The sequence below is a fragment of the Streptomyces albidochromogenes genome, assembly GCF_005981925.1.
In the GTDB taxonomy this organism is placed as follows: Bacteria; Actinomycetota; Actinomycetes; order Streptomycetales; family Streptomycetaceae; genus Streptomyces; species Streptomyces albidochromogenes.
Map to the genome: position 1 here is coordinate 1 of NZ_VBVX01000172.1, position 14,236 is coordinate 14,236.

A 14,236-nucleotide genomic window follows, 5' to 3' on the forward strand; every position below is an offset into this window, starting at 1 on the left:
GCCAAACCGCCGACGACCCCCCCGGCCAAGCCGCCCACGACGCCTCCGCCCACCAAGCCGCCCGTCGACCCCGCCCCGGCGCCCGTCACCGCCCTGGAGCGGCTCGGCAGCGCGAGCGTGACCGCGACCGAGGGCGGGAAGTTCTCCGACCGGTTGCGGGTACGCGCCAAGACCGCCGCGGGCAAGCCCGTCCCGGGCGCCAAGGTCCAGTTCCAGATCGTCGGCGACACGGCGGCGCGCTTCCCGGGCGCCGCGACCCGCGTCGTCGCGACCACCGGCGTCGACGGCATCGCCACCGCCCCGGTGCTCGGCGCGGGCGACCGCCCCGGCAGCTTCGTGGTGCACGCCAAGGCGCTCGGCGCCGCCGCCCCCGCCGCCGACTTCTCCGCCACCGTCAAGGCCGCGCCGGCGCCCGCGCCGCGGTCCGACGCGCTGGTCCGTACGTCGGACAAGGAGCTGGCGGCCCGGGCCGACGGCTCGTTCGCCGACGCCGTCGAGGTGAAGGCGACGTACAAGGGCAAGGCGGCGGCGGGTGTCGGGGTGACCGCGACGATGGTCACGGGCGACACCGGCCGGCCCGTCCAGAACGACAAGGGCCCGTACTTCAAGGGCGCCGACGGCAAGGCGGTCCGTACCCTGACCGCTCTGAAGGCCGGCGCCGACGGCCTGCTGAAGCTTCCCGTGATCCACACGGACGGCAACGCGGGAACGTACAAGCTGCGGCTGACGACCGTCGACGGCGTGGTCCTCGTCGTCGAGCTGACCGTCACGGCGGCCACCACCGCGCCGCCGGCCGAGCCGTCCACCACCCCCTCGGCACCGCCCTCCGCCACGCCCACCGCGTAAGGGGCCCGGCAACCCCGGACCCGTCGCCGCCGCCCCGCCCGGACGCCGTTCCGGCCGGGGCGGCGGCATGCGCGCCGGTGGCTGACCGGTCCGACGTGTTCTCATCTCACGGCCTCGTTGCTACGGTGCCCCTCCCCACCGCCTGACGCAGTATCAGATCCTGGGAGGCCGGGCATGCGTGCTCTCGTCGCCGCCGCCGTCGGGCTGGCCGCCGCCCTCGCGCTCGTCCTCGCCCTCACGGCCGTCGGTTCGCCGCCGGGGGAGACGTCGCCCAAGCCCCTGCTGACGACCGTCCCCGGGCCGAAGAAGTAGAGGGGCCGCCGCCGTGCGCCGTAAAGCCAGCCTGGTCCTGCTCGCCTTCGCGGTCTTCTTCACCGCCCTGTCGCCGCTCCTGCGCTGGTACGCCTTCCCGCGCCTCGCCAAGATCCCGCCCGGCCAGTACCAGGAGATGGTCCTGGAGGCGAAGCCCGCGACGCTCCTGGAGTACGGCTCCATGAAGGCGAAGAAGGTCGACAAGGTCACCATCGTCCAGACCCTCAAGGGCAACGTCGAGGAGTCCGAGAAGATCGAGCGGAGCGCCGGCCGCGACGTGGTCGTCTGGGACTCCCTCTCGTACGTCCAGGGCCCCGACGGCAAGATGGTCTCGGCCATCCCCGAGCGCTACATCTTCGACGCCCACAGCCAGGCCCCCGTGCACGCCACGGGGGAGATGGTCGACGGCGACCCCGTCAGGCGCGAGGGCATCGAGTTCAAGTGGCCCTTCCTCACGGAGAAGCGCGACTACGCGTACTTCGACGCGCAGACCCGCACCTCCGCGCCCATCCACTACAAGGGCGAACGGACGTTCCGCGGCATGGACGTCTACTACTTCGAGCAGACCGTCCCGTGGACCAAGGTGAAGTACCCAAGGAAGATGCCCATGCCGGGGATCGACGCGACGAAGCTGGAACAGCAGACGGGAACGACACGCTGGTACACCACCCGTCGAATGTTCTGGGTCGACCCCGTCACGGGCGCTCCCGTGAACGGCGAGGAGATCCATCGGGAGGAACTGCGCGGCGGCAGCCTCCTGGGCGGCCGCGACAAGGTCACCGCGTTCGCCGGTCACGTGAAGATGCGCGAGGACTACGTCGACGCCACCGTCGCGCTGGTGAAGAAGAACCGCACCGCGGTGCTCATGCTCACCTCGTACCTTCCCTGGGGCTTCCTGATCCTCGGCGGCTCCCTCCTCGCGCTGGCCCTGTACCTGGAGGCGCGAGGACGCGGGCCCGGGGACCCGGCCGAGGACCCGGCGCCGCGACCGGAGCCCGTCAGTGCCTGACGGGCCGGCCTTCCGGCCTCAGCCCCGTTCGAGACGCGCCTTCGTGTACTTCGTCGCGGCGGCCGCCGCCGGGTCCTGCGGCCACGGGTGCTTCGGGTAACGGCCGCGCAGCTCCGCCCGCACCCCCCGGTACCCGTCCCGCCAGAAGGACGCCAGATCGGCGGTGACGGCCGCCGGCCGCCCCGCCGGGGACAGCAGGTGCACCAGCACCGGCACCCCCGCCACGCGCGGCGTCTCGGCCAGCCCGAACATCTCCTGGAGCTTCACCGCCAGTACGGGCTGCTCACCCCCGTACTCCACCCGCACCCGCGACCCGCTCGGCACCTCGATCCGCTCCGGCGCCAGCTCGTCCAGCCGCGCCGCCTCACCGGTCGCCCACGGGAGCAGCCGGTTCAGCGCCTGGCCCGCCTCGATCCGGCCGAGGTCGGCCCTCCTGCGGGCCCGTGACAGTTCCGGCTCCAGCCACGCGTCGGTACGGTCCGTCAGCGCCGCGTCGGACACGTCGGGCCAGGGCGCGCCCAGCACCCGGCGCAGGAAGGCGAGGCGCTCCCGCAGGGCCCGTGCGTCACGGGTCCAGCGGAGCAGCCCGAGACCCTCGCGCCGCAGACCGTCGAGCAGCGCTTCCCGTACGCGTCGCGGATCCGGCTCGGTGAGCGCCCGTACGGTCAGCTCGACCGCGCCGAGGCGCCGCACATGCCGCGAGACGACGTCCCCGCCCTCCCAGCGCACCTCCTCACCCGCGACGAGCAGGTGCTCGGCGGCCAGGCGCGCGGTGTCCTCGTCGACGACCGCGGCGAGGCGCACGCGCGCGGAGGCCGCGTGGACGGGGCGGTCGGCGACCGCGACCGCCAGCCACGGGGCACTGCGCAGCCGCGACCCGTCGGCGAGCTCCGCCCCGGTGCCGGACGCCATCAGGTAGGCGCCCTCCCCGCGGCGCTTCGCGACCCGCTCGGGAAACGCGAAGGCGGCCACCAGCCCCGCGACGGCGTCGTCGCCGCCCCCGGCGGTCTCGGCGGCGTCGGCGGCGGACGAGCCCGCCGCCGACGCCAGCCGCCGCGCCTCCTGGCGCCAGCGCGCCCCGTAGGCGTCGTTCCCGCGCCGGGCCGCGCGCCAGGCCGCGGCCAGGTCGTCGCCGTACTCCCTCGGCGGTTCCTCGCTCAGCAGGGCGACCACCTCCGCCGCACGGCGGGCGCCGACCTCGCGCGCGCCGTCCAGGAGCGCCCGCGCGAGCCGGGGGTGCAGGCCGAGGCGCGCCATCCGCGCGCCTCGCTCCGTCGGCCGGCCCGACGCGTCGACGGCCCCGATCGCCGTAAGCACCGTACGGGCCGCCGCCATCGCGCCGGCGGGCGGCGGATCCAGCAGAGCGAGACCGCTCGCGTCGGGGTCGCCCCAGCACGCCGCCTGGAGGGCGAACGCCGTCAGGTCCGCGACCTTGATCTCGGGGGAGGGGAAGCGCGGCAGCCGTACGTCCTCGGCCGGGTCCCAGCACCGGTAGACCGCGCCGGGCGCCTCACGCCCGGCCCGCCCCGCCCGCTGCCGGGCGGCCGCCTGCGAGGCCCGTACGGTCGTCAGCGCGCTCAGCCCCCGGGCATGGTCGGTACGGGGCTCACGCGCGAGCCCGCAGTCCACCACGACCCGTACCCCCGGCACGGTCAGGCTCGACTCCGCGACCGATGTCGCCAGCACCACCCTGCGCCCACCGGCGGAGCCCGCCAGCACGGCGTCCTGGACCGCCGCCGGCGCCCGCCCGTGCACCTGGAGCACCTCGGCGCTCACCCCGGACAGCTGCCCCGCCACCCGCGCGATCTCGCCCACGCCGGGCAGGAAGCACAGCACATCGCCCTCCCGCTCGGCGAGCGCCCTGCGCACCACCGCGGCCACATGCGTGAGCAGCGCCGGATCGACGCGCATGCCGTGCGGCGGGCGTACCGGGCCGGCGGGCGGCGCCCAGACCGTCTCCACGGGGTACGAGACGCCCTCGGCCTCGATCACCGGCGCGTCGCCCAGCAGCCGCGCCCACCCCTCGGCGTCCGTCGTGGCCGACGCGGCGAGGAGCCGCAGCTCCGGCCGCAGGGCGGACCGTACGTCGAGGAGGAACGCGGCGACGGTGTCCGCGTCCAGGTGCCGCTCGTGGCACTCGTCGAGGACGACGACGTCGGCGCCGGGCAGCTCCTGGTCCCGCTGCAGCCGCTGGAGCAGCACGCCCGTGGTGACCACCTCCACCACCGTGTCGCGCCCCACCACGCGCTCCCCGCGCACGGTGAAACCCACGCGCCCCCCGACGCGCTCGCCCAGCAGCCACGCCATGCGACGGGCCGCCGCCCGCGCGGCGATGCGCCGGGGCTCCGCGACGACGACCCTCCGCACGGGCCGCCCCGCGTCGAGCAGCCCGGCCAGCACGAGCGGCACCAGCGTCGTCTTGCCGGTCCCCGGCGGCGCGCACAGCACGGCGGTCCCGTGCGCGTCCAGGGCCCGCTCCAGAGCGGGCACGGCGGTACGTACGGGAAGCTGCCCGAGGGCGTCGGCGCGGATCACGCCCCTAGTCTCGTACGCAGACGAAAATCGCCGTTCCCGGGATCAGGTTCCCGCGCAACGGGGACCAGCCGCCCCACTCCTGCGTGTTCCAGGACGGCCACTCCGGCTCGACGAGGTCGACCAGACGAAAGCCCCCGGCCACCACGTCCCGTACGCGGTCGCCGATCGTCCTGTGGTGCTCCACGTAGACCGCGTTCCCCCGCTCGTCCTGCTCGACGTACGGGGTGCGGTCGAAGTAGGAGGCGGCGACGGACAGGCCCTCCGGACCTGGCTCGTCGGGGAAGGCCCAGCGGACGGGGTGCGTGACGGAGAAGACCCAGCGCCCGCCGGGCCGCAGGACACGCCGTACCTCGCGGAAGACCTCCACCGGCTCGGCGACGAAGGGAACCGCCCCGTAGGCCGAGCACGCCAGGTCGAACGACGCGTCCCTGAAGGGGAGCGTTCCAGCGTCCGCCTGCACCAGGGGGACGTCGCCCCCGATGCGCAGCGCGTGCTGGAGCTGCCGGTGCGAGAGGTCCAGGGCCACCGGACGCGCGCCCCGCGCGGCCAGCCAGCGCGAGCACTGCGCGGCGCCGGCGCCGATCTCCAGAACGTCGAGTCCCTTCAGGGACTCCTGGGGGCCCAGCAGGCCGGCCTCCGCCTCGTCAAGGCCCTCCGGGCCCCACACGAAACGGTCGTCACCGAGGAACGCTCCGTGCTCGCTCTGGTACTCGTCCGCGTTCCGGTCCCACCAGCCGCGGCTCGCCCGGCTGCTCTCCGCCTCGCCGGCCTCGCGGCGGGTCGCCTCGCCCTCGTCCCCGCCGGACCCGTCATCCGGGACCCAGCTGTCGAGGGCCTCGAAGGCGTCATCGGGGCCGCTGGTGTCTATGCTCTGGCTCATTGCGCCCGTCTGTCTCGTCTGCGTAGGCTCCGCTCGAACCTGTGGTCGCAGCATGCGGCACGGCCGTTGTGGCCTCGCCGAACTTTGATTGTGCCGGGTATGCGAGGTTCCGCCCCGGGTGTGCGCCTTCGCGCATTGACCCTGCCCGGCTGCCCCCGTATGCTACAAGTTGCGCTGCGAGCCTGCGCACCTCAGACAGAGCAGGCTGCGCTTGCACCGGTTGTATGTCCCCTCGGTTGTCGAGGCGTTTCCTCTCCCTGGAATCGCGCCTCCTAGGCTGCCCGGCGTCAGCAGGTGCCGATACGGGCTCCCGGCGTAGCAGTACCTACGACTTACTGTCCGTACCGGAGCCCTTACCCACATGACGAGCAGCACCGAGACCACCGCTTCCACCACCCCGCAGGTAGCGGTCAACGACATCGGTAACGAGGAAGCCTTCCTCGCCGCGATCGACGAGACGATCAAGTACTTCAACGACGGCGACATCGTCGACGGCGTCATCGTGAAGGTCGACCGGGACGAGGTCCTGCTCGACATCGGTTACAAGACCGAAGGCGTCATCCCCTCCCGCGAGCTCTCCATCAAGCACGACGTCGACCCCAACGAGGTCGTCGCCGTGGGCGATGAGATCGAGGCTCTTGTTCTCCAGAAGGAGGACAAGGAAGGCCGTCTCATCCTGTCCAAGAAGCGCGCGCAGTACGAGCGCGCCTGGGGCACGATCGAGAAGATCAAGGAAGAGGACGGGATCGTCACCGGCACCGTCATCGAGGTCGTCAAGGGTGGTCTCATCCTCGACATCGGCCTCCGTGGCTTCCTGCCGGCCTCCCTCGTCGAGATGCGTCGAGTCCGCGACCTCCAGCCCTACGTGGGCAAGGAGCTCGAGGCCAAGATCATCGAGCTGGACAAGAACCGCAACAACGTGGTCCTGTCCCGCCGTGCCTGGCTCGAGCAGACCCAGAGCGAGGTCCGCCAGACCTTCCTCACGACCCTGCAGAAGGGCCAGGTCCGCTCCGGCGTCGTTTCCTCGATCGTCAACTTCGGTGCGTTCGTGGACCTCGGCGGCGTCGACGGTCTCGTGCACGTCTCCGAGCTCTCCTGGAAGCACATCGACCACCCCTCCGAGGTTGTCGAGGTCGGCCAGGAAGTCACCGTCGAGGTCCTCGACGTCGACATGGACCGCGAGCGCGTCTCGCTGTCGCTCAAGGCGACGCAGGAAGACCCGTGGCAGCAGTTCGCCCGCACGCACCAGATCGGGCAGGTTGTTCCCGGTAAGGTCACGAAGCTCGTTCCGTTCGGTGCGTTCGTGCGCGTCGACGAGGGCATCGAGGGTCTGGTCCACATCTCCGAGCTGGCCGAGCGCCACGTGGAGATCCCGGAGCAGGTCGTCCAGGTCAACGACGAGATCTTCGTCAAGGTCATCGACATCGACCTCGAGCGTCGTCGCATCAGCCTCTCGCTGAAGCAGGCCAACGAGTCCTTCGGTTCCGACCCGGCCTCGGTCGAGTTCGACCCGACGCTGTACGGCATGGCCGCGTCGTACGACGACCAGGGCAACTACATCTACCCCGAGGGCTTCGACCCCGAGACCAACGACTGGCTCGAGGGCTTCGAGACCCAGCGCGAGGCGTGGGAGGGCCAGTACGCCGAGGCGCAGCAGCGCTTCGAGCAGCACCAGGCCCAGGTCATCAAGTCCCGCGAGGCCGACGAGGCCGCCGCTGCCGAGGGCGCTGCCGCCCCGGCCGCCGGCGCCCCGGCTGCCTCCGGCGGCAGCGGTGGCGGCTCCTACTCCTCGGAGTCGGCGGACAACTCCGGCGCCCTGGCGTCGGACGAGGCCCTGGCCGCGCTGCGCGAGAAGCTGGCCGGCGGCCAGAGCTGACGCTCTGACCACCAGCTGGTGACCGGCTGAAAGTAAGGCCCGCTCCCCATGGGGGGCGGGCCTTACTCATGCCCGCGGCACAACACATGATCACGAAGGCGCGCGGACCGGGAATGCCCGCGCCCCACGGCACGTTCTTCCCTGTGAACACGAGGAGGAGCGGTAATCGTGCTTGATCCGCAGGATTTGTATGAGTGGGAGCCGAAGGGCCTCGCCGTCGTCGACATGGCGCTCGCGCAGGAATCGGCCGGACTGGTCATGCTCTACCACTTCGACGGTTACATCGACGCGGGTGAGACCGGCGAGCAGATCGTCGGAAAGCTGCTGGACACGCTGCCGCACCAGGTAGTGGCACGGTTCGACCACGACAGGCTGGTCGACTACCGCGCCCGCCGCCCGCTTCTGACCTTCCGGCGCGACAGGTGGTCCGAGTACGAGGCGCCCGAGATCGACGTCCGGCTCGTCCAGGACGCCACCGGGGCGCCGTTCCTGCTGCTCTCGGGACCCGAGCCGGACGTGGAGTGGGAGCGGTTCGCCCTCGCCGTACGGCAGATCGTCGAGCGGCTCGGTGTGCGCCTCTCGGTGAACTTCCACGGCATCCCCATGGGCGTCCCGCACACCCGCCCCGTCGGCATCACCCCGCACGGCAACAGAACCGACCTCATGCCCGGCCACCGCAGCCCCTTCGACGAGGCGCAGGTGCCCGGCAGCGCGGAGTCGCTCATCGAGTTCCGGCTCGAGGAGTCGGGGCACGACGTGCTCGGCGTCGCCGCGCACGTACCGCACTACGTGGCGCGGTCGTCCTACCCCGACGCGGCCCTGACCGCCCTGGAGGCGATCACGGCGGCGACCGGACTGGTACTGCCCGGTGTCGCGCACTCGCTGCGTACGGAAGCCAGGCGCACGCAGGACGAGATCGACCGGCAGGTCGGTGAGGGCGACGAGGAACTCGTCTCGCTGGTCCAGGGCCTTGAGCACCAGTACGACGCGGTGGCCGGCGCGGCGACGCGGGGCAATCTGGTGGCCGAGCCGGTCGATCTGCCGTCCGCCGACGAGATCGGTCTCGAATTCGAACGCTTTCTCGCGGAGCGGGAGGGCGACGTCTAGGCCGCTCCCGGCCCCTCGTCTAGGCTTCCGCGCATGCTGAAAGTGGGCCTGACCGGCGGAATCGGTGCCGGCAAGAGCGAAGTGTCGCGGCTGCTCGTCTCGTACGGGGCCGTCCTGATCGACGCCGACAAGATCGCCAGGGAGGTCGTCGAGCCCGGAACGCCGGGGCTCGCGGCCGTGGTCGAGGCGTTCGGGCAAGACGTGCTCGCGGCCGACGGGACCCTGGACCGGCCGAAGCTCGGTTCGATCGTCTTCGCGGACGCCTCCCGCCTGGCGACGCTGAACGCGATCGTCCACCCCCTGGTCGGCGCGCGGTCGGCGGAGCTGGAGGGCGAGGCCGGCGACGGCGCCGTCGTGATCCACGACGTACCGCTGCTCACCGAGAACGCTCTGGCGCCGCTGTACGACCTGGTGGTCGTCGTGGACGCGTCGCCGAAGACCCAGCTCGACCGGCTCGTACGGCTGCGCGGCATGACCGAGGACGAGGCGCGCGCCAGGATGGCGGCGCAGGCGACCCGGGAGCAGCGGCTGGCGATCGCCGATCTGGTGATCGACAACGACGGGCCGCTGGAGGCGCTGGAACCGCAGGTGCGCAAGGTGTGGGAGGGACTGGCCGAGCGCGCGGCTTCCTGACCGGTCGGGCACGCGGGGCCCGGCCCCCTGGCGGAATAGCGCATGCGGGCGGGGCGGTTGGAAAGAAATGAGCCGAGCGGAAGGATGCCAGCGTGCCCGAAAGCAGCCCGGAGACCCACATCATCGACTACCGCGCGGCGGAGCACCTGCTGGCCGCGCGTGATCCGCGCGGCGCCGTGAAGCTCCTGGACTCGGTCATCGCCGCCCACCCGGAGAACACGGCGGCCCGGCTGCTGCGGGCCCGCGCCTTCTTCGCGTCCGCGCAACTGCGCTCGGCGGAGCTCGAATTCCAGTTGGTGCTGGAGCGGGAGCCCGACAACGCCTTCGCTCATTTCGCCCTCGCGCGCACGTACGAGCGCGCCTTGCGGGCGGACCGGGCGAAGCGGCACTTCCGGCTGGCGGCGGCGCTCGACCCGAAGCCGGAGTATCTGGAGGCGGCGCGGTTCGACGCGCCCGAGTGAGCGCCTGTCGGGACAGGGGCACGGGCGGCTAGGAGCGCGGCGGATCGTAGGGCGGGATGTCGCGGCCGGGCTGATAGTGCGGGCCCTGGCGCAGGTGGCGCACGACGAGGACCAGGTCGGCGGCCACGACGACGGCGAGGCAGCCGCAGGCGACGGCCCAGCCGGTGCGCCCGGTCGCGGCGAACGCGAGTGCCCCGCCCACGGTCCACAGCAGACCCCACAGGCTCAGCCAGAGCCGGAGCCGCAGGGGACTGCGCGCGGTCTTGGGCTCACTCCCCGTTCGCATGATCATGGCGCATCACCCTCGTCCGGACTGCCGACTGCGAGATGCCCGCTTTCGGTCTACTTGTACCCTCGTGAGGCTGGGCGTAGGCCCCCGGGCGAGCGGGACGGAAATCCGGTCCCGAAGGGATGAGTCCGAGACGCGGCCGGTTCTCATCGGTACGCGCACGCGGGCACCGCCCCCGCTGGGCCCTGCCGAGCGGGGGATGGCGGTGCGGCCTTCGTGACCGGTTCCCGTACGTCGTCGGACGCCACTGGACGGACTCGACGCGTTCGGTCGGCCGGTGCCGGCCGCGCTGTCGCGGTGGCCGCCGCGGTGGCCGTCGCGGTGTGAGCCGGGGCGGTGTCAGACCCCGCCCGTAGACTCGCACGTGGACGGGGACACTGGCGCCACGAGCGCCCGAGACCACAGGCGACCAGCGTGAACGGGGGTGCAGGCATGACGGACACGGGGCGCCGCGCCGCCGTCTTCCTCCCCGCCGAGCTGCCGCGCGACGGCACGATCGCCCTCTGGGATCCCGAGGGCGGCACGCCGCCCGGCGCCTCCTCGGAGATCACCGTCGTACGCCGCCAAGGCGCGGGCGGCACCGCCGTACGCCGCCGCACCGTGCCCGCCGTCCTGCTGTCCCTCGCCGACGCCCTGCCCCTGCTGGCCCGCGCCCGCCACGACCCGGCCGCCCACCCCGCCACCCGCTGCTGGGGCGCCGCGGCCCTGCACGCGCTGCACCTCGCCGCGCGCGGTCGGCTGCTGCCCGGGCTCACCGCCGCGGACCACGACGCCTGGCGGGCCGGACCGCTCGACGCCGACGACATCGCGCAGGTCCGGGCCATCGCCGCCGCCATGCCCCCCGAGGCGCACGCCGTCCCGCTGCCCGGGCGTTCGCCCCTCCAGCTCCCCGAGCCCGAAGCCCTGGTGAAGGCATTCCTCGACGCGGTCGTGGACACGCTGCCCCGGACGCCTTCCGCGGCGTACGCGATGGGCGCGCCCTTCGCCGCACGCGCCGCGCAGCACCTGCCGGGCCTGCGGGAGTGGGCGGCGGAGGTCGCGGCCGGGATGGACGCGGGAGTGCGCGTGTCACTGCGCCTCGACCTGTCCTCGTTCGAGCTCTTCGACAGCGCGGCGCACGAGACGCCGGACGAGGGACCACACGAAGGCCGGGACGGCGAGCCGGGCCGCGACGGCGGCGCGAAGCGCCGGGCCGGCACGGCGCTGGTCCAGGTGCACAGCCTGGCCGACCCCACGCACGTCATCGACGCCGCCGCCCTCTGGTCCGGTGGCGGCAGCGAAGGCTTCGGCCCGCGCGCCCGCATCGACGCGGTGCTGGCGCTGCGCCGCGCGGCCCGCGTCTGGGAGCCGCTGGGCCGCCTCCTCGACCGCCCGGTCCCCGACGTACTCGCTCTGTCCGAAGACGAGTTGTACGAGCTGCTGGGCCCGGCGGCGGCCCGACTCGCCGCCGCAGGCGTCGAGGTCCACTGGCCCCGGGAGCTGGCCCGTACGCTCACGGCGACCGCGGTCGTACGCTCCGCGCCCGGGTCGGCGACCGACGGCACCCCCTTCTTCGACGCGCAGGAGCTCTTCGCCTTCAGCTGGCAGCTCGCGGTGGGCGGCGAGCCGCTCAGCGAGGCGGACATGGACGCACTCGCCGAGGCGCACCGGCCGATCGTGCGGCTCCGGGACCAGTGGGTGGTGGTCGACCCGGCGCTCGTACGCAAGGCGCGCAAGCGGGAACTGGGCCTGCTGCAGCCCGTCGACGCGCTGGCGGCGGCCCTCACCGGCAGCGCCGAGGTCGACGGCGAGCAGGTCGAGGCCGTCCCCGTGGGCGCCCTGGCCGCCCTCCGGGACCGTCTCACCGCCGGCACGGCCATGACCGTCGCCCAGCCGCCCGGGCTCGACGCCACCCTGCGCGACTACCAGCTGCACGGCCTGGCCTGGCTGGACCGGATGACCTCGCTGGGCCTCGGCGGCTGCCTCGCCGACGACATGGGCCTCGGCAAGACGATCACCGTGATCGCCCTGCACCTGCGCCGCGCCCGCAGCGCTCCCACGCTCGTCGTCTGCCCCGCCTCCCTCCTCGGCAACTGGCAGCGCGAGATCACCCGCTTCGCGCCGGGCGTCCCCGTCCGCCGCTTCCACGGCGCGGCCCGCGCGCTGGACGACGCGACGGGGGGCGACGCCGGTTTCGTCCTCACGACGTACGGCACGATGCGCACCAGCGCGCCCGAACTGGCCGCCCACACCTGGGGGATGGTCGTCGCCGACGAGGCGCAGCACGTCAAGAACCCGTACTCCTCCACCGCGAAGGCGCTGCGCACCATCCCGGCGCCCGCGCGCATCGCCCTGACCGGCACGCCCGTCGAGAACAACCTGTCCGAGCTGTGGGCGCTGCTCGACTGGACCACCCCGGGACTGCTCGGCCCGCTCAAGTCCTTCCGCGCCCGCCACGCCCGCCTGGTGGAGAGCGGCGAGGACGACGAGGCCGCCGAGCGGCTCGCCCGTCTCGTACGCCCCTTCCTCCTGCGCCGCAAGAAGTCCGACCCGGGCATCGTTCCGGAGCTGCCGCCCAAGACGGAGACCGACCACCCCGTCTCGCTCACCCGCGAACAGGCATCCCTCTACGAGGCGTCCGTACGCGAGTCGATGGCGGCGATCGAGGAGTCGGAGGGCATCGCGCGCCGGGGACTCGTCATGAAGCTCCTCTCCTCCCTCAAGCAGATCTGCAACCACCCCGCGCAGTACCTGAAGGAGGACACGCGGCGCCTCACCGGACGATCCGGGAAGCTCGAACTGCTCGACGAGCTTCTCGACACGATCCTGTCGGAGGGCGGCTCGGTCCTGATCTTCACGCAGTACGTGACCATGGCCCGGCTGCTCGCCGACCACCTGAAGGCCCGCGCGGTCCCCTCCCAGCTGCTGCACGGCGGAACGCCCATCGCCCAGCGCGAAGAGATGGTGGACCGCTTCCAGTCCGCCGAGATTCCCGTCTTCCTGCTCTCCCTCAAGGCGGCGGGCACCGGTCTGAACCTCACGCGGGCCGCCCACGTCATCCACTACGACCGGTGGTGGAACCCGGCGGTCGAGGACCAGGCGACCGACCGTGCGTACCGGATCGGCCAGACCCAGCCGGTGCAGGTGCACCGGCTGATCGCGGAGGGGACGGTGGAGGACCGCATCGCCGAACTCATCGCGTCCAAGCGGGCGTTGGCGGACGCGATCCTGGGCAGCGGCGAGGCGGCCCTCACGGAGCTCACCGACCGTGAACTGGCCGACCTGGTCGCACTGCGGAGGCCGGCATGAGCGACCGGGACGGCACCAGCGGCAGCAGTTGGTGGGGCGACGCGTGGGTCCGGGCCCTGGAAGCCCTCTCGCTCGACCCGGCCCGCCTGGCCCGCGGCCACGCCTATGCCAGTGGCGGCAACGTCGGCGCGATCAGTGTGGCGCCGGGCCGGATCATCACGTACGTACGCGGCAGCCGCCCGCGCCCGTACCGCACGGAGATCCGCCTGCGCACCCTCTCCGACGACGACTGGGACCGCTTCCTCGCCATGGCGGCGGCCGATCCCGCGCACATGGCGGCCCTGCTCGACAAGGACATGCCGCACTCCCTGGTGGATTCCGCGGCCGAGGTGGGCGTGGACCTGCTGCCGGCCCCCGGAGACCTGATCCCCTCCTGCTCGTGCCCGGACCGGGGCCACCCCTGCAAGCACGCGGCCGCCCTCTGCTACGAGACAGCCCGCCTCCTCGACGCGGACCCCTTCGTCCTGCTCCTCGTGCGCGGCCGGACCGAGCGTGAGCTCCTCGACGACCTGGCCCGCCGCAACGCCGCCCACTCCGCCCGGGAGAAGCCCGCGCCGCCGCCGTTCCCCGGCGTGCCGGCCACCATCGCGCTGGCCCCGCGCACGCTCCCGCCGCTGCCGGGCCCGCTGCCCGTACCGCCGCAGCCCGGCCACGCCTCGGGCGCGTACCCGGGCACCCGGGGCGCCCCGGACCCGCTGTCGCTCGACCTCCTCGTCACCGACGCGGCGGCCCGCGCGCACACGCTCCTCACCACCGGCGCCGACCCCATTGCCCCGCTCACCCCCTGGCAGGACGCGGTCCGCCTGGCCGCAGGCCAGCCCGGCTCGGGCCTGACCGCCGCGACCCGCAAGCTGTACGCCACCCTGGCCTCGGCACACGACCGCAGCCCCACCGACCTGGCCCGCGCGGTGGCCGCCTGGCAACAGGGCGGGCTCACCGGCCTGTCCGTCCTCGAAACCCCCTGGGACCCCCCGGCGGGCCCCTTCGACCGGGCCCGCCC

The 14,236-nt window shown here is 73.3% G+C and carries 11 protein-coding genes and 1 pseudogene; 9 read left to right on the forward strand and 3 right to left on the reverse strand.

Going from position 1 to position 14,236, the window contains the following annotated elements; genetic code table 11:
• The 3 genes and pseudogenes from E2E34_RS35545 to pgfA all read left to right on the forward strand — a co-directional run.
• Positions 1 to 846, forward strand: a pseudogene (locus E2E34_RS35545) (lytic transglycosylase); the annotation flags it as partial.
• Between the two features lie 174 nt (positions 847 to 1,020).
• Entirely contained in the window at positions 1,021 to 1,158 is a 138-nt protein-coding gene (locus E2E34_RS21305; protein WP_138897155.1) for an SPW_0924 family protein, read from the forward strand.
• 13 nt (positions 1,159 to 1,171) lie between these two features.
• Positions 1,172 to 2,167 carry a cell envelope lipid trafficking protein PgfA gene (gene pgfA / locus E2E34_RS21310; RefSeq protein ID WP_138903524.1) on the forward strand — a complete coding sequence of 332 codons (996 nt, stop codon included), beginning with the start codon at positions 1,172 to 1,174 and terminating at the stop codon, positions 2,165 to 2,167.
• Positions 2,168 to 2,185: 18 nt separating this feature from the next.
• Here the strand turns inward: pgfA and hrpB are convergent, their stop codons facing one another.
• Positions 2,186 to 4,702: an ATP-dependent helicase HrpB gene (gene hrpB, locus E2E34_RS21315; protein ID WP_138903525.1), complete on the reverse strand. Its 2,517-nt coding sequence runs from the start codon at positions 4,700 to 4,702 to the stop codon at positions 2,186 to 2,188.
• A 4-nt stretch (positions 4,703 to 4,706) separates the two neighbouring features.
• A complete protein-coding gene (locus tag E2E34_RS21320; protein ID WP_138903526.1) occupies positions 4,707 to 5,582 on the reverse strand; it encodes a class I SAM-dependent methyltransferase in 876 nt (291 codons plus the stop codon).
• Positions 5,583 to 5,943: 361 nt separating this feature from the next.
• On the opposite strand from E2E34_RS21320, the gene rpsA reads away from it, so the two are divergent.
• The 4 genes from rpsA (at position 5,944) to E2E34_RS21345 (ending at position 9,659) form a co-directional block, all read left to right on the forward strand.
• Positions 5,944 to 7,458, forward strand: coding sequence for a 30S ribosomal protein S1 (gene rpsA, locus E2E34_RS21330; protein WP_138903527.1), 1,515 nt, complete (start codon positions 5,944 to 5,946; stop codon positions 7,456 to 7,458).
• Positions 7,459 to 7,683: 225 nt separating this feature from the next.
• Complete coding sequence (locus E2E34_RS21335) at positions 7,684 to 8,565, forward strand: PAC2 family protein (RefSeq protein WP_386719475.1); 882 nt, start codon at positions 7,684 to 7,686, stop codon at positions 8,563 to 8,565.
• A gap of 33 nt (positions 8,566 to 8,598) precedes the next feature.
• A complete protein-coding gene (coaE, locus tag E2E34_RS21340; protein WP_138903529.1) occupies positions 8,599 to 9,198 on the forward strand; it encodes a dephospho-CoA kinase in 600 nt (199 codons plus the stop codon).
• A 92-nt stretch (positions 9,199 to 9,290) separates the two neighbouring features.
• Positions 9,291 to 9,659, forward strand: coding sequence for a tetratricopeptide repeat protein (locus E2E34_RS21345; protein WP_138903530.1), 369 nt, complete (start codon positions 9,291 to 9,293; stop codon positions 9,657 to 9,659).
• Positions 9,660 to 9,687: 28 nt separating this feature from the next.
• Here the strand turns inward: E2E34_RS21345 and E2E34_RS21350 are convergent, their stop codons facing one another.
• On the reverse strand, positions 9,688 to 9,945 hold the full coding sequence (locus tag E2E34_RS21350; RefSeq protein WP_138903533.1) for a DUF6343 family protein: 258 nt from the start codon (positions 9,943 to 9,945) through the stop codon (positions 9,688 to 9,690).
• A gap of 435 nt (positions 9,946 to 10,380) precedes the next feature.
• Between E2E34_RS21350 and E2E34_RS21355 the strand changes: the two genes are divergently transcribed.
• Positions 10,381 to 13,236 carry an SCO1167/SCO6262 family helicase gene (locus E2E34_RS21355; RefSeq protein ID WP_138903531.1) on the forward strand — a complete coding sequence of 952 codons (2,856 nt, stop codon included), beginning with the start codon at positions 10,381 to 10,383 and terminating at the stop codon, positions 13,234 to 13,236.
• Positions 13,233 to 14,236: SWIM zinc finger family protein (locus E2E34_RS21360; protein WP_138903532.1), on the forward strand; the 1,004-nt coding region annotated here is incomplete at its 3' end. The genes E2E34_RS21355 and E2E34_RS21360, both read left to right, overlap by 4 nt.